The following is a 25,641-nucleotide window of genomic DNA, read 5'->3' on the forward strand; positions in this document are numbered from 1 at the left end:
ATGACCGACGCATCCAAATCCACTGCAAAAAAAGTCCAACTTCTGGCCAAAAAATCCAACGGCACCAAAGAACAACAAAACTATGAAGTCACCGCCGGTGCAGGCGATGCAGGTGCACCACTTCGGGTCAAGGCGCAATCTGCCACCCGCTACGAACTGCTCGATCCTAAAAGTGAACGCGCCCCTCAGCACGTCCGTGCCAAGCGTTCTGGCCGCGATTTAGAAATCTTCTTAGAAGGTTCAGAAACTGCCGACATCATCATTGAGCAGTACTACGACGAAGCCATTGTTGAATTCCCCAAAGACAGCCTGACCGGCATCACAGGCAAAGGCGACTTGGCCACTTACGTCATTGACGAAGGTTTGCGTCCCGCCATGAGTACGCTGGCGGGGCAAGTCACCCCCATCGTCTTGCAAGAAGGCATCGTGTGGTTCAACCCGTGGTGGGGCGTCGCAGGCCTAGGTGGCGCAGCTTTGCTGAACGCCAATGACGCACCGCCCATCCCTGCCACCCCCACCGCCCGCTTGGCCGCCAGCAGCGACAACGGCGTCAGTGACAGCGACCGCATCACCAGCGACAACACCCCCACCCTCGAGGGCACGGGCAAAGCCGGCGACACCATCACCATCAAAAACCCAGCGGGCGTCACGCTGGCCACCACCGTGGTGGACACCAATGGCAATTGGAGCGTCGCCACATCCGCATTGGCGCTGGGCACCCAAACCCTCAGCATCACCGAAACCAGCCCTGCTGGCCAGACCAGCCAACCCGCCACGGTCGAACTGAACATCGTTGGTGACCTCACCATTTCAGGCAGCGTCACCGCCGGTCCCGTCAGCGGCGGCGTCACGCTCAACGCTTACGACGCGCAAGGTGCTCTCCTGGGCACGGCCACTATCCAAAGCGACGGCACCTTCAGCATCTTGGTGCCCACACGCGGCGACTACCGTGGCGCGGTGTTGCTCAAGGCCATCGACAGCAACGCGGATGCCGCCAACTACCTCGACGAAGTCACGGCCTCCACTAAAAGCATGGGCACCACACTGCGCGCCATGGGCGTGGCCGACGTGGGTCAATCGCAGTTCACCGTCAATGGTTTGGACGCGGCACTCGTCATCCACATCACCCCCGTCACTGAACTGGCCGTGCTCAAGTCCGGCATCACCACCGACAGTGCGCCCGTCAACACGGCGCTGGTGCTGCAAACCAACCAAGCTGTGGCCAATGTGCTGGGCCTGAATGGCGTCGACATCACTGCCCGCCCTGTGGCCACCAACAGCGGGACCTTCAACGCCACAGACGGCTTGTCAACCAGCGAAAAATACGGCCTCTTGCTCACCAAGCTCTCGGGGCTGGACAGCTTGAACGGTGGTAGCCTTGCCACCAGCCTCACGCAGTTGGCGCAAAACATCAACACCAGCGGCACTGGCAGCATCACCGCCGCAGGCGCGGCCATGGTCGACCAAGGTCGTCAACAAGCCCTGAACGCGCTCATCACCGCGCCCAACAGCGCCGAAAAAACCTTCACCACCGACAGCGTGCTCAACCGCCAGCTGCTCGGTGACGTCATCGTCACAGGACAAACCGTCGACGCCAACGGCAAACTCGTCATCAGCGGCACCGCCAGACCCGGCTCCACCGTGCAAATCACCTTGCCCGACGGCACCACCCAAAGCGCCGTCGCCGACAGCCAAGGCGTGTTTGCCCTCACCAGCGCGGCCGTACAACCCACGCTAGAAACCCCCCTCAAACTGGTGGGCTCAGACGGCCTCGAACAAGCCGCATTGCACATCGCCCCGTCAGCACCTCAGGTCGACACCGGCAACGGCAAGCTCGTCAGCGGCACAGGCACGCCTGGCAGCATCGTCACCGTCACTGACAGTGCGGGCCAAGTCGTAGGCACCGCCACCGTCGACGCCTTGGGCCAATGGCGCTTCGTGCCAACCACCCCGTTGGCAGACAACGCCGTGCTCAAAGCCTCAGCCGCCGACCTCTCAGGCAACGTGTCCGGCCCAGGCGCTGGCACCGTTGACGTGGACCAAGTCAGCGTGCGTCTGGCCGAAGCCGGTGACGGCTACATCAACGCCGCAGAAAAAGCCAGCGGCGGCATCAACTTTGACATCGGCCTGCCCGCCACCGCCCAAGTGGGCGACACCGTCAGCACCGTCGTCACCCTGCCCAACGGCACCACGCTCACGCTGGTCGACGTGCTCACCGCCGCTCAAATCACAGCCGGTGCCATCACCCGCACCCTGACCCCCGCGCAACTGGCCACCGACGGCCTCTACAACGCTGCCATTTCTTTGGTCACCCAAGTGGGCCAAAGCTTGCCCGTGCGCACCGGTTTCATTGTGGACACCACCGCGCCTGACGCACCGAATGTCAGCCCTTCGAACGGTCAAATCATCAACGGCACCGCCGAAGTGGGCACCCTCGTCACCGTTCGCGACGGCCAAGGCAACATCATTGGCACCTGCCCTGTCGGCGCCGACGGCAACTGGACCCTCCTGCCCGCACAACCCCTGCCCAACGGCACCGTACTCAGCGCTACCGCCACCGACGTGGCGGGCAACACCAGCGGCCCTGGTGCCAACAACGTTTACACCGGCGCTCTGCTCATCACCGGCGCCATCGACAACGTGGGCCCCCAACTCGGTCTGCTCGCCGACGGCTCTGCCACCAACGACAACAGCCCGCAGCTTGCCGGCACCTTGGGCACCGCCCTGCAGACCGGCCAAAGCTTGGCGGTCTATCGCAAGTTAGACAACGGCACTTTGGTCAAAGTCGGTGTGGCCGACACCAACGGCACCGCTTGGACCTTCCAAGACGGCTCGGGCTCAGGCCTCAACGCGCCCCTCGCCGATGGCAACTACACCTACCAAGTGGTGGTCGAAACCGCCGCTGGTCCCGTCAACGGCCTCACCCCCTCGGGCTTCTTTGACCTGGTGATCAACACCACCCGTCCCGCCGCACCCGCCACCACCGTGCCCGAAGCCACCGGGGCCGACACCTTTGTCAACGCCGCCGAAAAAGCCTCCGACGCCGGCGTGCCCATCGTCACCCAACTCGCGGCCAACGCCCGCGCCGGCGACGTGGTCACCACCACCGTCACCTTGCCCGACGGCAGCAACCGCGTGCTCAGCACCACCCTCAAAACCGCCGACATCCAAGCCGGCCGCATCAGCCAGTTGCTCACCCAAAGCAACTTGGCCACCGACGGTGCCTACAGTGCCAGCACCACCCTCACATTGGCCGTCACCGGCTTGGAGAGCCTGCCCACCGTCAACACCTTCACCCTCGACACCAGCGCGCCCATCGCAGGCACCGGCGCATTGGCCTTGGCCAGCGACTCTGGCGTTGTGGGCGACAACAAAACCAACGACAACACACCCGCTCTGAGCGGCACCGCCGAAGCCAACGCCACGGTGCAAATCGTCGTCAACGGCCAGACCTACACCGTCACCGCCAACGCCCAAGGTGGGTGGAGCCTGCCCGCCACGGCCACCTTGCCTGACGGCACTTACACCCCCGTCATCACCGTCACCGACGCGGCTGGCAACAGCAGCACGGCCAACGGCACCCCGTTCACGGTGGATGCCACGGCTCCCGCCACCCCCGGCGTGGCCATCCCCGATGCGTCGCAAGGCGTCAGCGCTGCCGAAGCCGCAGACGGCGTGGCCCTCGTCGTCACCCTGCCTGCCGATGCCAAAGTGGGCGACACCGTCACCACCGTCGTCACCAGCCCCAATGGCACGCCCATCACCTTGACCCACGTCATCGTGGCAGCCGAGTTGCCCGCTGCCCAAGGTGGCACTGCCACCGGCGCAGGCCCTTTCACCATCAGCCAAACCGTGCCTCAGGCGCAGTTGCTCGCCAGCGGCAGCACCACCACCTACCTCGATGGCGCTTGGGCCACCAGCACCACCCTCACCGACACCGCAGGCAACACCAGCGCAGCGCAAACCGACGGCTTCAAACTGTCCGCCAACGGCCCCGCACTCACGCTGGCCACCGTGGCTGGCGACGGCACCGTCAATGCCCTCGAAAAATCGGGCGACCTGCCCGTCAGCGGCACCACCACCGCCGAAGCGGGCCAGCCCGTCACCGTGCAACTGGTGGGCGCCAACGGCACCGTCATCGGCACCTACTACACCACCGTCCAGCCCGACGGCAGCTTTGCCCTCAACATCCCGCAGGCCCAGTTGCCTGCCGATGGCAGCTACACCCTCAAAGCCGACGTCAGCAACTTTGCCGGCACTCCGGCGGTGCAGCAAACCAGCCCAGTGCTGTTTGACACCACGGCGCCTGTCATCAGCGTCACCAGCGTGGCTGTCAGCTCTGTTACCGATCAAAACGGCGAATTCAGTGCCGCCGAACGCGGGCCACTCAGCGACAGCACCGTCGATGTGCTGCCCATCATCAGCGGCACCACCGATGCTCAAGTCGGCCAGACTGTCACCCTCACGCTCAACGGCCAGACCTACACCACCGCCGTGCAGGCCGGTGCTTCGGGCCAGCCCAACACTTGGTCTTACACCCTCAGCAACGCCGACGCACTTGCGTTGAACCACGGCAGCACTTACGCCATCTCGGCCGGCGTCAAGGATGTGGCAGGCAACGCCGGCACCGACACCAACAGCTTGGTGGCCAACATTGCCAACCCCGATGTGCCCACCGTGGTGGAGCTTTACACCGGCAGCCACACGCCCACCATCACAGGCCGGGCGCAGAAGGACGCGGGTAGCGGCAGCTACATTGCCTTGGCCGCTGGCGACACCCTTGAAGTCACGGTCAACAACGTCCCTTACAGCCTGCTCATCGGCAGCACCAGTGCGCCCGCAGGCCTGAGCTACGACAGCACCAACAGCACCTGGTCCCTGGTGCCTGCCAGCATTCCCAACGGCGACTACAACGTGGCCGTCAGCGTCACGGCCGGCGGTGTCACGGTCCCAGACATCAGCTCGACCGAGTTGCACATCAACGATGTGCCGCCCACCGTCACGCTCAACGCCATCAGTGGCGGCACCGTCAATGCCGCTGAGCAAAACCAGGCTCTGCCCATCAGCGGCAGTACCAATGCGCCTGTGGGCTCAGCCGTTACCGTCAACATCGGCGGGGTGGACTACCCGGCCACCGTGCAGGTCGGCGGCACCTTCACTGTCACCGTGCCCGGCGCCGTCGTCGCGGCCTTGAGCGAAGGCACGCAGACCGTCACCGCCAGCGTGGTCAACCGTTACAACGTCACCGGCACCGACACCGAAACCCTGCTGCTCGACACCACCGCCCCCAGCGCGCCCGCTGTGGCCCTTCCCGAAGCGGCTGGTGGCATCAACGCTGCCGAAGCCCTCAGCAACGGCGGCACGCCCCTCATCGTCACCTTGCCTGTCGACGCCAAAGTGGGTGACACCGTCACCACCGTCGTCACCAACCCCAACGGCAGCACCAGCGTGCTGACCCACGTCATCGCCGCGGGTGAACTGCCCGCCGCCCAAGGTGGCACCGCCACCGGCGCAGGTCCCTTCACCATCACACAAACCATCGCGTCCGCCGCCTTGACCGTCGACGGCAACTGGACCACCCGCACCACCATCACCGACCCCGCAGGCAACGCCAGCGCGCCGCAGTCCGGCGCCTTTGTGCTCGACACCTCGCCACCCGGCGCACCCGGTGTGGCCTTGCCCGAGGCGCTGAACGGCGTCAACGCCGCTGAAGCCCTCAGCAACGGCGGCACCCCCATCGCCGTCACCCTGCCGGGTGATGCGGCTGTGGGCGACACCGTCACCACCGTCGTCACCTTGCCCGACGGCAGCACCCTCACGCTCAGCCAAGTGCTCACCGCGGCCGACATCGCGGCCGGCAGCATCAGCCAGCTCATCCCCTCCAGCGCCTTGACGCAAGACGGCAACTGGGCCACCAGCACCACCGTCACCGACCTCGCGGGCAACACCAGCCCAGCGCGCCCTGGCAGCTTCGTGCTCGACACCACACCGCCCGCCGCACCCGCCGCCGCTTTGGCCGCCATCAGCGATTCCGGCGTGCAAGGCGACAGCACCACCGCAGACACCACGCCCACCATCACAGGCACTGGCACGCCCGGCGACACCATCACCGTCACCTTCCCCGGTGGCGAAGTCAAAACCGCTGTGGTCGCCGCTGACGGCACTTGGAGCGTCACGCCCACCACGGCCCTGGCCGACGGCGTCAACAACGTCAGCGTTACCGCCACTGATCCGGCCGGCAACACCAGCCCCGCCACGCAGTTGCCCATCACCATCGACACCACCGGTCCGGCTGCACCCACTGCCGCATTGGCCCCCATCAGCGACAGCGGCACCTTGGGCGACAGCCTCACCAACGACAACACGCCCACGCTGAGCGGCACCGGCAACCCCGGCGACACCATCACCGTCAAAGACGCCGCTGGCACCGTCATCGCCACGGCCTTGGTCAACGCCAACGGCCAGTGGTCCGCCACGCCTGTGCAGGCGTTGCCCGACGGTCTCAACAACTTGGCCGTCACCGCCACCGACCCTGCTGGCAACACCGGCCCCGCCGCTGCGCTGCCCATCACCATCGATTCCACAGGTCCGTCCGCACCTGCTGCCGTGTTGGCCGCAAGCAGCGACACCGGCACCTTGGGCGACAGCCTCACCAGCGACAACACCCCCACCATCAGCGGCACCGGCACAGCCGGCGACACCATCACCGTCACCTTCCCCGGTGGCGAAGTCCAAACCGTGGTCGTCGCCAGCAACGGCACGTGGACGGTCACCCCCACCAACGCGCTGCCCGATGGTTTGAACACCCTCAGCGTCACCGCCACCGACCCCGCTGGCAACACCAGCCCCGCCACCACCGTGCCGGTCACCATCGACACCACGCCGCCTGCCGCACCCGGTGCCGACGTGGCCGCCGCCAGCGACACCGGTGCCAGCAACACCGACAACATCACCAGCGACAACACCCCCACCATCAGCGGTGCAGGTGCCACGCCCGGTGACACCATCACCCTCTACGCGCCAGACGGCACCACCGTGCTCGGCACCGCCGTCGTCGCCGCAGGCGGCACTTGGGCCATCACGCCCACCACTGCACTGGCCGATGGCCTGAGCACCCTCAGCGTCAAAGCCACCGACCCCGCAGGCAACGTCAGCGCCGCCACCCCCGTGCCCGTCACCATCGACACCACGGCCCCCGCCGCGCCCACCGTCGCCGCCTTGGTCAGCAGCGACAGCACCCCTGTGCTCACCGGCACCGCCACTCTGGGCGCGGGTGAAACCCTCACCGTCACCTTCAACGGTGCCACCTACAACGTCACCGTCGGCTTAGGCGGCAGCTGGAGCCTGGACACCGGCACCGCCACGCCTGCCAGCGGCACGCTGGGCGCTTTTGTCAGCGGCAGCAGCTACCCCGTCACCGCCACCGTCATCGACGCAGCGGGCAACGCCACCAGCGACGTCACCAGCAACGAATTCAGCTTCGACAACACCGCACCCTCGGTGCCCACGGTCAACCCGCTCACCACCAACAGCGCCACCCCCGTCATCACCGGCACCGCCAACCTCTTGGCTGGCGAAACCCTCACCGTCACCGTCAACGGCGCCACCTACAACGTCACCGTGGCCAGCAACGGCACTTGGAGCGTCGACACCGCTACCGCCACACCGGCTAGCGGCACCTTGGGCAGCTTTGCCGACGGCACCAGCTACCCCGTCACCGCCACCATCACCGACGCGGCCAACAACGCCACCAGCGACATCAGCACCAACGAGTTGCGCATCGACACCACCGCCCCCAACGCACCCGCCGCCGTCTTGGCCGCGATCAGCGACAGCGGCACCTTGGGCGACAGCCAAACCAACGACACCACGCCCACCATCAGCGGCGCAGCCGGCACGCCCGGCGACACCATCACCGTCACCTTCCCCGGAGGCGAAGTGCAAACCGCCGTGGTCGATGCCAACGGCAATTGGGCCGTCACGCCCACCACCGCCTTGCCACAAGGTGTGAACAACCTCAGCGTCACCGCCACCGACCCCGCTGGCAACGTCAGCGCGCCCACCACGCTGCCCGTCACCATCGACACGGCAGCGCCTGCTGCACCCACCGCCATCCTCAACGCGGTCAGCGACAGCGGCACACTCGGCGACAGCAAAACCAACGACACCACGCCCACCCTCAGCGGCACCGGTGAGCCCAACGCCACCATCACCGTCAAAGACGCCAATGGCAACGTCATCGCCACCGCCGTGGTCGACGGCAACGGCAACTGGAGCGCCACACCCGCCAACGCCTTGCCACAAGGCCTGAACAACCTGGCCATCACCGCCACCGACGCGGCCGGCAACACCAGTGCACCGGCTGCGCTGCCCATCACCATCGACACCACCGCGCCTTTGGCACCCGTGGCCGCTTTGGCCGCAGCCAGCGACACAGGCATCGCCGGTGACGCCATCACCGCCGACAACACGCCCACCATCACGGGCACAGGTACGCCTGGCGACACCATCACCCTCTACGCGCCCGATGGCACCACCGTGCTCGGCACCACCACCGTCGCCAGCGACGGCAGCTGGTCCGTCACACCCGCCACGGCCTTGGCCGACGGCTTGCAAAACTTGCAAGTCAAAGCCACCGACCCGGCTGGCAACACCGGCCCCGCCACCACCGTGCCCGTCACCATCGACACCACCGCGCCGGTGGCACCCGCCGCTGCGTTGGCCAGCGTGAGCGACAGCGGCATTGCCGGTGACGCCATCACCACCGACACCACGCCCACCCTCACTGGGGCTGCCGCCACGCCTGGCGACACCATCACCCTCAAAGCCGCTGACGGCACCGTGCTCGGCACCGCCGTGGTCGCGGCCAACGGCACCTGGGCCATCACGCCCACCGCCGCCTTGCCCGATGGCTTGCAAAACTTCAAAGTCACCGCCACCGACCCGCAAGGCAACGTCAGCCCTGAAACGGTCGTGCCCGTCACCATCGACACCACCGCACCCGCCGCACCCGTGGCGGCACTCGCCTCGGTCAGCGACAGCGGCACGTTGGGCGACAAGCTCACCAACGACACCACGCCCACCCTCAGCGGTACTGGCACGCCCGGTGACACCATCACCGTCAAAGACGCCGCAGGCAACGTCATCGCCACCGCCACCGTGGGTAGCAACGGCACTTGGGCGGCCACACCCACCACCGCCTTGCCACAGGGCCTGAACAACTTGGCCGTCACAGCCACCGACCCCGCTGGCAACACCAGCGCACCTGCCATCGTGCCGGTCACCATCGACACCGCGGTGGCCGCCCCCGCCATCGCGCCCACCAACGGCATCGGTGCCGTCAGCGGCACCGGCGAGCCCGGCGCCACCGTCACCTTGATGAACGGCAGCACCGTGCTCGGCACCGCCGTGGTCGCCCCAGACGGCAGCTGGAGCGTGCCGCTCAGCGCCGCGCTGCCCGACACCACCGCACTCAGCGCCACCGCCGTTGACCCCGCAGGCAACACCAGCACCCCTGGCACCGCCACCGTCAACACGGCCGTGCCCGACATCAACCCGACCAACGGCACCACACTGGCCGGCACTGGCAAGCCCGGCGACACCTTGGCTTTGACGTTGGCCGACGGCACCGTGCTGCGCGACGCCAACGGCGCACCGCTCACCGCCGTGGTCGCCCCCGACGGCACTTGGACCGCCACCCCCGGCAACCCGTTGCCCGACGGTGCCGTGGTCAAAGCCACCGACACCACCAGCAACTTGTCCGCCACCCAAGTGGTCGACGCCTTGCCACCCGCAGCCCCTGCAGCCGCACTGGCCGCCATCGGCGACAGCGGCACGTTGGGTGACAGCACCACCAACGACACCACGCCCACCCTCAGCGGCACAGGCACGCCTGGCGACACCATCACCGTCAAAAACGCGGCGGGCCAAGTCATTGCCACAGCCGTGGTGGGCAGCAACGGCCAATGGGCTGCCACGCCAACTACAGCACTGCCAGAAGGCCTCAACACCTTGGCCGTCACCGCCACCGACCCCGTGGGCAACGTCAGCGCGCCCACCGCCGTGCCCGTCACCATCGACACCACGGGGCCCACAGCGCCCGCAGTGGCCTTGCCCGAAGCTGCCAACGGCATCAGCGCCGCTGAGGCAGCCAGCTTGGGCGGCACGCCCATCGTCACCACCTTGCCCGCTGACGCCAAAGTGGGCGACACCGTCACCACGGTGGTCACCAACCCCAACGGCACCACCACCACGCTGACGCACGTCATCGTGGCGGCTGAACTGCCCGCAGCCCAAGGCGGCACCGCTACTGGATCAGGCCCGTTCACCATCAGCCAGCTCATCCCAAGCAGCGCGCTCACTGTTGACGGCGCATGGACCACCAGCACCACCGTCACCGACACCACGGGCAACACCAGCGCCGCGACTGCTGGAAGCTTTGTGCTCGACACCACAGCCCCATCGGCCCCAGCCGTTGCCTTGCCCGAAGCGGCCAACGGCATCAGCGCGGCCGAAATGGCCAGCTTGGGCGGTACGCCCATCGTCACCACCTTGCCTGCCGACGCCGAAGTGGGCGATACCGTCACCACCGTCGTCACCAACCCCAACGGCACCACCACCACGCTGACGCACGTCATCGTCGCGGCCGAGTTGCCCGCAGCCCAAGGCGGCACCGCCACGGGCTCTGGCCCGTTCACCATCAGCCAGCTCATCCCCGGTACAGATCTGACGGTTGATGGTGCATGGACCACCAGCACCGCCATCACCGACGTGGCAGGCAACACCAGCCCAGCCACCGCAGGCGCTTTCACGCTCGACACCACACCCCCATCGGCCCCTGCAGTGGCTTTGCCCGAAGCGGCCAACGGCATCAGCGCGGCAGAGGCCGCTAGCTTGGGCGGCACGCCCATCGTCACCACCTTGCCGGCCGACGCCAAAGTGGGCGACACCGTGACAACCGTGGTCACCAACCCCAACGGCACCACCACCACGTTGACACACGTCATCGTGGCGGCTGAATTGCCTGCCGCTCAAGGCGGCACCGCCACGGGCACAGGCCCGTTCACCATCAGCCAGCTCATCCCAAGCAGCGCGCTCACTGTTGACGGCGCATGGACCACCAGCACCACCGTTACCGACGTGGCGGGCAACACCAGCGCCGCGACTGCCGGTAGCTTCACGCTCGACACCACCGCACCCGCAGCGCCTGCAGCGGCACTCGATTCCAGCAGCGACAGCGGCACGCTGGGCGACGGCATCACCAACGACACCACGCCCACCATCAGCGGCACAGGCACGCCCGGCGACACCATCACCGTCACCTTCCCCGGCGGCGAAACCGCCACCGTCGTCGTAGCCAGCAACGGCAGCTGGAGCGTCACGCCTGTCAACGCTTTGCCACAAGGCGTCAACAACATCTCCGTCACCGCCACCGACCCCGCTGGCAACACCGGCCCAGCGAGCACCGTGCCCGTCACCATCGACACCAGCGCGGCCGCCCCCGTCATCGGTGCCACCAACGGCTCGGGTGCCCTCACTGGCACCGGCGAGCCAGGTGCAATCGTCACCGTCACCGACGCACAAGGCGGCGTGATTGGGACCGCCTTGGTTGGGCCTAACGGCAGCTGGAGCGTCACACCTTCTGCGGCCATTCCCGACGGCACCGTGCTCTCTGCTGCACAAGTCGATGCCGCTGGCAACACCAGCGCACCCGGCACACAAACGGTCAACAGCGCCATGCCCGTGGTCAACCCGACCAACGGCACCGCTTTGGCTGGTACCGGTAAACCCGGCGACACCGTGGCCCTCACGCTTGTGGACGGCACGCCCATCTTGGACGGCAGTGGCAACCCGCTGACCGCCTTGGTTGCCCCCGACGGCACTTGGATAGCATTGCCCGGCACCCCGCTGCCCGACGGCGCGGTCGTCAAAGCCACCGACACCACCAACAACATGTCTGGCACCGCCACCGTCGACGCCACACCACCTGCAGCCCCTGCAGCCGCACTGGCTGCCATCAGCGACAGCGGCGCGCTGGGTGACGGCACAACCAACGACACCACGCCCACCCTCAGTGGCACAGGCACGCCTGGCGACACGATCACCGTCAAAAACGCGGCTGGCCAAGTCATTGCCACAGCCGTGGTGGGCAGCAACGGCCAATGGGCCGCCACGCCCACAGCAGCCTTGCCAGAAGGCCTCAACACTTTGGCCGTCACCGCCACCGACCCCCTGGGCAACGTCAGCGCGCCAACCGCACTGCCCGTCACCATTGACACCACCGCTCCTGCAGCACCCGCTGCCGCTTTGGCCTCTGGCAGCGACAGCGGCACCTTGGGCGACAGCACCACCAACGACACCACGCCCACGCTCAGTGGCACTGGCACAGCCGGTGACACCATCACCGTCAAAAACGCCGCAGGCAACGTCATTGCTACGGCGGTGGTCGACGCCAACGGCAACTGGTCAGCCACGCCCACCGAAGCGCTGCCAGAAGGCCTCAACACCTTGGCCGTCACCGCCACCGACCCCGCTGGCAACACGGGCCCGGCCACGGCTGTGCCCATCACCATCGACACCACAGGGCCCACAGCGCCCGCAGTGGCCTTGCCCGAAGCGGCCAACGGCATCAGCGCGGCCGAAGTGGCCAGCGCAGGCGGCACGCCCATCGTCACCACCTTGCCTGCAGACGCCAAAGTGGGCGACACCGTCACCACGGTGGTCACCAACCCTAACGGCACCACCACCACCTTGACTCACGTCATCGTGGCGGCTGAGCTGCCCGCAGCCCAAGGCGGCACCGCCACCGGCGCAGGCCCGTTCACCATCAGCCAGCTCATCCCAAGCAGCGCCTTGACGGTTGACGGCGCTTGGACCACCAGCACCACCGTTACCGACACCACGGGCAACACCAGCGCCACAACTGCCGGTAGCTTTGTGCTCGACACCACAGCCCCATCTGCCCCCGCAGTCACCTTGCCCGAAGCGGCCAACGGCATCAGCGCGGCTGAAGTGGCCAGCTTGGGCGGCACGCCCATCGTCACCACCTTGCCGGCTGACGCCAAAGTGGGCGACACCGTCACCACGGTGGTCACCAACCCCAACGGCACCACCACCACGTTGACACACGTCATCGTCGCGGCCGAGTTGCCCGCAGCCCAAGGCGGCACCGCCACGGGCGCTGGGCCGTTCACCATCAGCCAGCTCATCCCAAGCAGCGCGCTCACTGTTGACGGCGCATGGACCACCAGCACCACCGTCACCGACGTGGCGGGCAACACCAGCGCGGCAACGGCCGGTAGCTTCACGCTCGACACCACCGCACCCGCAGCGCCTGCAGCGGCATTGGCATCCAGCAGCGACAGCGGCACGCTGGGCGACGGCATCACCAACGACACCACGCCCACCCTTAGTGGCACAGGCACAGTGGGTGACACCATCACCGTCAAAGACGCCGCAGGCAACGTCATCGCCACTGCCGTGGTCGACGCCAACGGCAACTGGTCGGCCACGCCCACCACAGCCTTGCCACAGGGCCTGAACAACCTCGCCGTCACCGCCACCGACCCCGCTGGCAACACCGGCCCAGCGACCACCGTGCCCGTCACCATCGACACCAGCGCGGCCGCCCCTGTCATCGGCGCCACCAACGGCTCGGGTGCCCTCACTGGCACCGGCGAGCCAGGTGCAACCGTCACCGTCACCGACGCACAAGGCGGCGTCATCGGCACCGCTTTGGTTGGGCCTAACGGCAGCTGGAGCGTCACGCCCGCAGCGGCCATTCCCGACGGCACCGTGCTCTCTGCCGCACAAGTCGACGCTGCTGGCAACACCAGCGCACCCGGCACACAAACTGTCAACAGCGCCATGCCCGTGGTCAACCCGACCAACGGCACCGCTTTGGCTGGTACCGGTAAACCCGGCGACACCGTGGCCCTCACGCTCGCCAACGGCACGGCCATCTTGGACGGCAACGGCCAACCCCTGACCGCCTTGGTCGACAGCAACGGCAACTGGACCGCCGTGCCTGGCACCCCCATCGCCAACGGCGCGGTCGTCAAAGCCACCGACACCACCAATGGACAGTCGGGCACCGCCACCGTCGACGCCACACCACCTGCAGCACCCGCAGCCGCACTGGCTTCCATTAGCGACAGCGGCACGCTGGGCGACAGCACCACCAACGACACCACGCCCACCCTCAGCGGCACAGGCACGCCTGGCGACACCATCACGGTCAAAGACGCCAACGGCACCGCCCTCGCCACGGCGGTGGTCGACGCCAACGGCAACTGGTCAGCCACGCCTTCAGCAGCCTTGCCAGAAGGCCTCAACACCTTGGCCGTCACGGCCACCGACCCACTGGGCAACACCAGCGCCCCCACCGCGCTGCCCGTCACCATCGACACCACCGGCCCCACAGCGCCCGCCGTGGCTTTGCCCGAGTCGGCCAACGGCATCAGCGCCGCTGAAGCCGCCAGCTTGGGCGGCACGCCCATCGTCACCACCTTGCCTGCCGACGCCGAAGTGGGCGATACCGTCACCACCGTCGTCACCAACCCCAACGGCACCACCACCACGCTGACGCACGTCATCGTGGCGGCCGAGTTGCCCGCAGCCCAAGGTGGCACCGCCACGGGCTCTGGCCCATTCACCATCAGCCAGCTCATCCCAAGCAGCGCCTTGACGGTTGACGGCGCTTGGACCACCAGCACCACCGTCACCGATGCCTCGGGCAACGCCAGCACGGCTACGGCCGGTAGCTTTGTGCTCGACACCACGCCACCCGCCGTGCCCGTCATCACCCCCACGGTGACGGCCGACACCACGCCGATCATCAGCGGCACCGCCACGCTCTTGCCTGGCGAAACGATGACCGTCACTGTCAACGGTGCCACCTACAACGTCACCGTCGGCAGCAACGGCAACTGGAACCTCGACACCGGCTCCGCCACCCCCGCCAGCGGCACCTTGGCCGCCTTTGTGGATGGCCAGACCTACAACGTCACCGCCACCGTCACCGACGCCGCGGGCAACAGCACCACCGACGCCAGCGCCGGTGAAGTGCGCATCGACGCCACCGTGGTCGACACCACTGCGCCCTCAGCCCCAGCGGGCGATGTGGCCGCAGCCAGCGACAGCGGCTCCAGCAACACCGACAACCTGACCAAGGTCGTGCGCCCCGTCATCACGGGCACCGCCGAGCCAGGCGCCACCATCAAGCTCTACGCCCCCGACGGCACCACCTTGTTGGGCACCAACGTCGCCGCCGGCGATGGCACTTGGGCCATCACCCCCAACGCCGACTTGGCGCAAGGCCTGAACAACCTCAGCGTCACCGCCACCGACGCCGCTGGTAACACCAGCGCACCCGGCGTGGTGCCCGTCACCCTCGACACCACCGCGCCATCGGCCCCGACCGTGGCCTTGCCCGAAGCGGCAAATGGCGTCAGCGCGGCAGAAGCTGCCAGCTTGGGCGGCACGCCCATCGTCACCACTTTGCCTGCCAACGCCAAAGTGGGCGACACCGTCACCACCGTGGTCACCCAACCCAACGGCACCACCACCACGCTAAGCACCGTGCTGACAGCCGCCGACTTGCCCGCAGCCCAAGGCGGCACCGCCACCGGCGCTGGCCCGTTCACCATCAGCCAAGTCATCCCAAGCAGCGCACTCACCACGGCCAACAACGGTGCATGGACCACCAGCACCACCGTCACCGACACGGCGGGCAACACCAGCACCGCCACCGCAGGCAGCTTCACGCTCGACACGCAAGCCCCCGCGGCACCCACCGCCGTGCTTGACCCCGCCAGCGACACCGGCACTGTGGGCGACGGCATCACCGGCGACACCACACCCACCATCAGTGGCACCGGCACCAACGGCGACACCATCCGAGTCCTCATGCCTGGCACTGGCGAAGTGCTCACCGCTGTGGTGGTCAACGGCGTTTGGAGCGTCACGCCCACCTACGCCTTGACCGACGGCACCGTCGGCAACGCCGTCGTCACCGCCACCGACCCTGCTGGCAACGTCAGCGACCCCGCCAACGTGCCGCTCGACATCCGTTCTGCGCCTGTGGCCGTGGCTATCACCAGCATCACCAACGACACGGGCACCAGCAACACCGACGGCGTCACCACCGACACCACGCCCACCATCAGCGGCACCAGCGACCAGCCCAACCGGCCGGTCACTGTCACCATCGCGGGCGTCAGCTTTGTGGTCATGACCGACAGCAACGGCGCTTGGTCGGTCGACACCGGCGCAGTGGCCGCCACCAGCGGCACCTGGAACAAAGCCGTCGGCTTCACCACCGACGGCCTCAAAGCCATCACCGTCTCCGTCTCGGGCGGCAACGGTGGCACAGGCACCGCCACAGGCAGCGTCACCCTCGACACCACCGCCCCCACCGTGCTGGTCACCAGCGTGTTTGGCGACGCCGTGGGCGCATCGGACAATGGCAACTTCAGCCCGGTCGAGCGCGGTTTTGACACCACCACTTACACCCTCAGCAGCACCGTCAGCCCGCTGCCCGTCATCAGCGGCACCACCACCGCTGAAGACGGCCAAACCGTCACCGTCACCCTGGCCGGCAAAACCTACACCGTGGCCGCCTCGGGGGGCACCTGGTCTGTGCAAGTGCCCTCGGCCGATGCTGTGTTGCTCAACCACGGCAACACCTACGCCATCAGTGCCAGCGTCAGCGACATCGCCGGCAACGCCGCTGTGGCCGACACCAACAACGGCCTGCTCGTCAACATCGCCGCGCCCGACGTGCCCACCGTGGTCAGCCAGACCACCCTCAACACCACGCCCACCATCACCGGCTTGGCGCAAAAACTCACGGGGTCTAGCACCGTCAACTTGGCGGCCGGTGACTCGCTCACCGTCGTCATCAAAAACGCCGCAGGCACCACCACCTTGGGCACCTACACCCTGACCGTGGGTGGTACCAGCAGCCCCGCAGGCCTAAGCTACAACAGCACCACCGGCGCGTGGAGCCTGGCCGTGCCCGCCAGCGTGTTGCCCGCAGGCGCAGCCACCTACAACGTGGACGTGTCCACCACCGCCGCAGGCCTGACCCGCAGCGACATCAGCAGCAGCGAGTTGGTCATTGCGGTGGTGCCCACCATCACCAGCATTCCCGAAGGCCCCACCGTCAACATGACCGAAGCCGCCAGCTTGGGCGGCACGCCGGTCAACGTCGGTTTGGCAGGCACTGGCGCTGTGGCAGGCCAAGTGATCACCGTCACCTGGGGTGGTCAAACTTTCACGCAAGTGCTGACCGCAGCCGACATCGCCGCCAACAGCGTGGCCGTGATCGTGCCCACCTCGGTCATGCAGGCCGAAACACCGGCCAACACCAGCGAGAGCATCAACGTCAGCGTGTCGCTGGGCAACGGCATCACCAGCGCCGCATCGAGCGTGAGCATCAACTTTGTGACGCCCACTGCGCCGACCATTAACTCGGTGCCTTGGGCGACCAGTAACACCAGCGCGGTGACGGGTATTCCTGAAGCCTCCATCAGTGGCCATGCAGCAACCTTTGCCGGTGTCACGGGCAACGTGGACAACAAGCTGTATTACAACGAGGTCATCAACTCGGCAGACAGCGGCACCATCGTGCGGGTGCAGCTGCCAACGACGGGCAGCGTTCCGACGGTGGCGGGTGACACGCTCACCCTCAACTGGGGCAACCAAGTCATCAATGTGGGGGCAATCACGACTGCGAACATCACGGCCAAGTATGTCGATGTGGTGGTACCTTTTGCCACCATCGACAGCCAGGCCTTTGGCAATGTGGTGGTCACCGCCACCATCACCAATCAGGTCAGTGGCAACACTTCATTGCCCGCCACCGTGACGGTGGACTGGTCGTTTGACTTGCCGCTGGATGACTTGACGACCATGAGCGCTGGTTTTGCCATCAACGGTGCGGGAGTTAACGACAAGCTGGGCTATGTTGCTTCGGCGCAGGGTGCCATGAATGTGGGCGACGTCAACGGCGACGGCTACGATGACTTCAATCTTGTGACTATCACTGGCAAGCACTATGTGGTTTATGGCAAACCCGGTCTGACTTCGGTAGATGTGTCGAGTTTCTCGGCCGCTGGCAACACCAACGGCTATATGTTTGACACCACGGCTTATTACAACGGCCCAGCGGGTGATCTGAATGGTGACGGCCTGAACGATGTGGTGATGCAAAACACCACGACAACAGCTTATGTGGTGTTGGGCAACACCCGCAGCCCGGGTGCGATGACCACCACTTCGGCGGGCTTCACGATCAGCAATGGTTTCACCATCACCTCGCCCACAACAAGCATTGCGGGCATCAGCGTGGTGGGCGATGTGAACGCCGACGGTTATGACGATGTGTTGATCAACTTCAACGCGGCACCCAACAGCGCGTTCTTGATGTATGGCAGCTCGTCTAATGCCAACGTGACGTTGCCGACTGGCTCCACCGGCACTTACAGTAATGGTTACTTCATCAACAATGGCGTTGCCAGTGTGATGTCGGGCGGTGTGCTGGTGTCGGCCTCTGGCGATTTCAACGGCGATGGCTACTCTGACTTCATTCAGATGAACAGCGCTGTCAGTGCGGCAGGCACGGCTTATGTGCATTTTGGTGGCAGTGCCCTGACAGGCATCACGACCAACACCATGAGCGTGGCGGGTACAGGCCGGGGCTTTTCGATCAAGGGCTTGACTGGGACGACCGTCTACACCACGGCGGGTGGTGACGTCAACGGCGACGGACTGGAAGACATCTTTATCAACGACGGTAGCAACGCAACAAATGCGTATGTGGTGTTTGGCAAGACCAGCGATGCACCGGTGCAGGTGTCCGATCTGGCTGCAGGCAACGGCGGCTTCATGCTGACCGGCATGGGCACCAGTGGCATCGCCGATGTGGCGATGGTGGGTGACTTCAACGGCGACGGCTTGGCAGACATGCTGGTCTCGGCATACAACATACCGCTCAACAGCACCTCGGCGATTGGCTTGGGTTATGTGGTGTATGGCCGCACGGGCACGAGCACAGTGACGCTCAGCGACTTGGCTGCGTCCGAGGGCTTCCGCATCAACGGTGTGTCACCCAACGGGTATTCGGGCTACACCATTGGCGCTGCGGGCGATGTGAACGGCGACGGTTTTGCCGATGTGTTGATTTCGGTGCCCATGGACGATCCTGCAGGCCGCACCGACGCAGGTGCCACCCGTGTGGTGTACGGCGGCGTGACCCGCATCAACGACATGACCTTCCAGGCCCTCAACGGCGACGCCATCGGCACCACCGGCAACGACAGCCTGGCAGGCACCAGCGGTGCTAACCAGCTGGTGGGCGGTGACGGCAACGACACGCTCATTGGCGCAGGCGGGGCCGACGTGTTGTACGGTGGGCGAGGTGACGACACCCTCGTCATCAACGCCAGCAACATCGCGGCGCTGGCCACCAACAGCGGCAACACCACGCAGGCCATCGCCCGTGTGGACGGCGGCAATGGCATCGACACCTTGCAACTCATGGGTTCGCTGGACTTGGGCACCATCCGCCCCGCAGCCATCCAGAGCATCGAGCGCATCAACCTGTTCTCCGCAGGCACCTCGCTGACCATGGGTTTGCTGGATGTGTTGGGCTTGTCTGAGAAGAACAACCCCTTCAACACGGCCACTGGCTGGACAGCGACCACAGCCACCAACTGGGACACCGTGAACAACGGCGCGCAAGTGGTGGTGGACGGCACCGCCGCCAACGACCTGTACCTAAGCGGCGCGTGGCAGAGCATCGGTTTGGTGGAACACACCGAGGGCGGTGTGACCAAGACCTACAAAGTGCTGAGCGACCTGACCAATGCCGCAGCCCAAGTGCTGGTGGACAGCAACGTCAAATTGCACATGGCCCCCACGGTGGTCAGCACGGCCAACGAGTTGGCCGGTTCGCTGAACCTGACCGAGGCCAACAGCCTGGGCGGCACGCCGGTGCGCATCAACTTGACCGACACCGATGCCGCCGCCAACATGACGCTCACCCTCAACTGGGGTGGTCAGCAGATCACGGTCACGCTGTCTTCAACAGACATCTCCCAAGGTTATGTGGATGTCACGGTTTTGACTGCAGCCCTGACGGCAGAAACACCCGTTGGCACCGCAGAAAACGTGGCTGCTTCGGTCACGTTGACCAGCGGCAGCACCGTGGTGGCGCAGTCTGTGGCGCAACCCATTGCGGTTGACTTTGTGACGCCCACCACGCCCACCATCAACTCGGTCACCTGGGCCGCGACAGGCGCGGGCAACACCAGCTCGCTGATGGGCATTCAAGAAGCCTATTACGACAAGCAGCTCAGCGCTTTCACGGCCACCACCACCGGCTTTGTGGTGGACAACAAGCTTTACTACAGCGAAGCCGTGGCCAGCGCCAACAGTGGCACCTTCATCCGGGTGCAGCTGCCCACCATCGGTGCTGTGCCACCCGCAGTCAACGACACCCTGACCGTCACCTGGGGCTCGGTCACGCTGCCGGCCATCACGCTGACCACGACCGACGTGACCACCAACAAATACGTCGACATTGCGGTGCCATTCAGCACCATCGACAGCCTGGCGTTTGGCAATGTGCCGGTCACCGCGACCATCACCAGCGCGGTCTCTGGCAACAGCTCGGCACCGGCCACCGTCACGGTGGACTGGTCTTACGATTTGCCCGTGGCAGATCTCACGGCGTTGAGTGCGGGCTTGGCCATCAATGGGAGAACAGCAGCAGAAGGAACCGGCAATGGCCCTCAGGGGGTTGTCAATATTGGCGACATCAACGGCGATGGTTACGACGATTTTTCGATCAACCAAATCGGTACGGTCAGTTCTGCTTCCGCATTCCAATACATCGTTTATGGTCGTTCAGACTTGGCTGCAGTCGAGCTGTCAGGCCTGACAACGGTTGGTAACACCAGTGGTTTCGTGGTCAACGGAAGCTCTGACAACACCACCCGAGGTGGCGACTTCAACGGCGACGGCTACAGCGATTTCATCATCAGACAAAACGGCACGACGACCTATGTGGTCTATGGCGGCAGTGCCAGCCCGGGCCTGCTCAATGTCACCGCCTTGGCTGCGAGTGCGGGTTTCAAGATCACGACGGCTACGGCGAACACGCAGACCTCAAGTGTTGTGGGTGACGTTAACGGCGATGGTTTTGACGACATCTTGTTCAACATGCCGACTGGCGACAATTTCTTGTTGTATGGCGCTGCCACTACCGCGAACTTGACCCTGCCAACGGTGACCACGGGCACGTACACCAATGGATTCTTCCTTGGCAAAGTCGGTACCGATGTATCGGGTAACGCTCTGCCAACTGCCAGCGGTGACATCAACGGCGACGGTTACAGCGATTTCGTGATCAACAGCTACGGCACCACAGCCAACGGTTATGTGGTGTTTGGTGGCCCCAACCTCGCCAGCATTTCTCTCTCGGGCTTGGCTGCGGCGAGTCGGGGTTTTGCCATCTCGGGGTTGACGACAGCCGGTGCTTCGTCTTATCTGGCCAACAACATGGGCGACGTCAACGGTGACGGCCTGGCCGACTTCATCATCAACGGTGGCACGGCGCTCAACAATACGGCCTATGTGGTGTTTGGCAAGACCGACAGCAGCGCGGTCACGCTCAGCGCATTGGCCACGACTGCTGCGGGCTTCTCGATCAGTTCCGGTGCGAGCCTGGCCATCACCGACTTGGACGTGATCGGCGACTTCAACGGCGATGGCTTGGCCGATATGGTGGTAGTCAGCACTGGGACTACCGTTAATGGCGCAGTTACTGGCGCTGCCTACGTGGTGTATGGCCGAACAGGCACCACGCCGCTCACGATGACGGACTTGTCAGCCAGTGAAGGTTTCCGCATTGATGGCTTATCGGGTATCAGATTCGCTTCTGGCGTGAGTGCGGCTGGCGATGTGAACGGCGATGGATTTGACGACCTTGTGGTGTCGGCTCCGACAGATGATCCGGCCGGACGCGCCGACGCCGGTATCACACGCGTGATCTATGGCGGCGTTGATAGGCTCGAAAGCATGACCTTCCAAGCCGCCAACGGCGACGCCATCGGCACCACCGGTGCCGACACCCTGGCAGGCACCAGCGGTAACAACCAGCTGGTGGGCGGTGACGGCAACGACACGCTGACCGGCGCAGGCGGTGCCGACGTGTTGTACGGCGGCCGGGGTGACGACATCATCGTCATCAACGCCAGCAACATCGCGGCGCTGGCCACCAACAGCGGCAACACCACGCAGGCCATCGCCCGTGTGGACGGCGGCAGCGGCACCGACACTTTGCAGGTGCTCGACTCGCTGGACCTCACCACCATTCGCCCCGCAGCCATTCAGAGCATCGAGCGCATCAACCTGTTCTCCACCGGCACCTCGCTGACCATGGGCCTGCTCGATGTGCTGGGCTTGTCCGAGAAGAACAACCCGTTCAACACCGCCACCGGCTGGACCGCCACCACCACTGGCGGTGCCGCAGGCTGGGGCACGGTCAACAACGGTGCGCAAGTGGTGGTCGATGGCACCAACACCAACGACCTGTATTTGAGCGGCGCATGGCAGAGCATTGGCTTGGTGCAACACACCGAAACCGTCAACGGCTCACCAGTCACCAAAACCTACAAGGTGTTGAGCGATTTGACCAATGCCGAGGCCCAAGTGCTGGTGGACAGCAACGTCAAAGTGCACCTGGCCCCCACGGTGGTCAGCACGGCCAACGAGTTGGCCGGTTCGCTGAACCTGACCGAGGCCAACAGCATTGACGGCGGCAACACCGTTGCTGGCACCGATGTGCGCATCAATTTGGTGGACACCGATGCCGCAGTGGGCATGGTCATCAAGCTGAACTGGGGCGGCCAGACGGTGTCGGTGACACTGACGGCGACAGACATCACCAACGGCTATGCAACCCTGCCTTTGACCGTCGACCAACTGAAAGCAGAAACACCCGTTGGCACCACCGAAAACGTGGCTGCTTCGGTCACCCTGCTCAGCGGCACCACCACCGTGGCGCAGTCTGTGGCGCAACCGGTGGCGGTGAACTTTGTGGTGCCGACGACGCCGATCATTGACAGCACGGCATGGGCTGCCAATAACATTGACAGCACGCTTACTGGTGTTCCCGAGGCGGCTTACGCCATGGACACCACCGTGATGCCCGGCACCACAGGCCTGTTCGTGGACAACACCTTGTATTACTCCGAGGCAACCAACTCGGCCGGCACAGGCGGCACGATTTTGCGCGTGCAGTTGCCGACCACCGGGCCTGTGCCCACTGTGGCCGGTGACACGCTCACCGTGCGCTGGGGTGACCAGGTGATCAACGTAGGTGTCATGTCGGCCGGCGACATCACCAACAAATACAAAGACGTGACGATCTCGCAAGCCACGCTGGAGACGCAAGCCTTTGGCAACGTGGTGGTGTCTGCCGAGATCACCAGCGCGGCCAGTGGCAATACCTCGCTGACATCGCCGCTCACTGTGAAGTGGGCGTATGACTTGCCACTGGCGCAACTACAAAGTCTGAGCCAGGGTTTCCAGATCGAGGGCAACGTGTCTGCGGGCCGGATTGGTATCTCCAACGAGAACCAGGGCGCGCAAAACGTCGGCGATGTGAACGGCGATGGCTTTGACGATCTGGAAATGACGGACATCAATGGCAACCGTTACATCGTGTACGGCGGCAACCTTTTGGGTGCGGTGAACGTGGCCGACTTCGAGGCACCAGGAAATACCAAAGGTTTCATGATCGCCAGCACCAACAGCTTGCAACCGACCCGAGGTGGCGACATCAACGGCGATGGCTTGAGCGACATCTTGATCGGCAACGGCACCAACAGCTACATCATCTTTGGCAAGACCACCAGCATTGGCAAAGTGACGCTGGCCACCTTGGGCACCAACGGTTTTGCTTTTACCTCGACCAGCTCGATCAACGAGCCGAGCGTGGTGGGCGATGTGAACGGTGACGGTTATGAAGACATGCTGTTCAACAACAGCAGCAACTTCAACAACTACCTGGTGTTTGGCGGCACCAACTTCACGCCGGGTGGCAGTGTGGCTTTGCCAACAGGAACCTCGGGCACGTTGGCCACTGGCACCGGAACGGGCACCAGTTATGTGCAAATCACCAATGGAGGTTCGTTTGTCTCTGGCGGTGGCATTTCCACCTTGCATGGCGACTTCAACGGCGACGGTTACAGCGACTTTGCACTGGCGCAATTAGTCACCTCGGGCATTGGCACGGGCCCGGTGAACGTGTATTACGGCAGCGCCAGCGTCGCGCCTTGGAACTCCAATTCGCTCACGGTGGCGGGCAATGGCCGAGGCTTCCGCATCACAGGTTTGACGGGTTTGAACTCGATCAAGTTTGAGTCGACCAACATGGGCGACATCAACGGCGACGGCATGGACGACATCGTGTTCAACGACGGCGACACGCGTGCCTTTGTGCTGTTTGGCAAAACCAACAGCACCTCGGTCACCACGGCTGACTTGGCAGCAGGCAACGGTGGCTTCATCATCAACGCGGGCACCAACAACGCCAATTCGCAGCTTTGGGATGTGGACGTCGTGGGCGACTTCAACGGTGACGGCCTGGCCGACATGGTGGTGAGTAACAGGAACATGTACACCAGTGGCGTGATCGGTGGCGGCGCTTACCTGGTGTATGGCCGGACGGCCACTACTGCCTTGACGCTGGATTCGTTGGCTGTCTCCGAAGGCTTCCGCATCAGCGGTTACTCGTCGACCCATAACATGCAGCTAGGAAGAACAGTGACAGCTGCCGGTGACTTCAACGGCGACGGTTTTGCCGATCTGGCCATCACCACCTACCAGGGTGAGGCGACGGGTGAGGGCTTGACTTCGAACTATGCGAGTACCGGCGGTATCGTGCGCGTGGTGTACGGCGGTGTCGAGAAGCTCGAAAGCATGACCTTCCAGTCGGCCAACGGCGATGCCATAGGCACCACGGGCGCAGACACGCTCACCGGCACCAGCGGCAACAACCAGTTGGTGGCCGGTGACGGCAACGACACCTTGATCGGCAATGGCGGTGCAGACGTGCTGTACGGCGGACGCGGCGACGACCTGATCGTCGTCAACGCCGACAACGTGGCCAAGCTGGGCACAAACACCGGCAACGACACGCAGGCGATTGCCCGCGTGGACGGCGGCGCAGGCATCGACACCTTGCGGCTGGACGGCGGCGGCATCATGCTGGACCTGAGCCTGGTGAGCAGCCCCGCCCTTCAGAACATCGAGAAAATCGACCTGACCGGCAGCGGCAACAACACCTTGAAGCTCAGCCTGCAAGACATGCTGCAAAGCTTTGACAACTCCAACGTGTTCAACAGCAGCAACACCACCAGCGGCCTGACCTCCACCGTGAGCAAGAACCAGCTGATGGTCGATGGCGACACCGGCGACAAACTGGTGCTGAGCGACCTGGCCAGCTGGGCCACTGCAGGCAACGTGGTCGCCAACGGCCACACGTATGTGGCTTACAACCACAACACGAGTGCGCAGCAGTTGTTGATCGACTTGAACGTGCAGGTGTCAGCGACTTGACCCTGAGCCGTG

The 25,641-nt window shown here is 65.0% G+C and carries 1 protein-coding gene; it reads left to right on the plus strand.

Going from position 1 to position 25,641, the window contains the following annotated elements:
- Entirely contained in the window at nt 1-25,629 is a 25,629-nt protein-coding gene (locus C5F52_RS08655; RefSeq protein WP_104797955.1) for an Ig-like domain-containing protein, read from the plus strand.
- Nucleotides 25,630-25,641: the final 12 nt, after the last annotated feature.

The sequence above is a fragment of the Limnohabitans sp. TS-CS-82 genome (assembly GCF_002943475.1).

What these genes read in the sequence shown, in the direction of transcription:
- C5F52_RS08655 (WP_104797955.1), top strand. Translation starts at nt 1, where the DNA reads ATGACCGACGCATCCAAATCCACTGCAAAAAAAGTCCAACTTCTGGCC.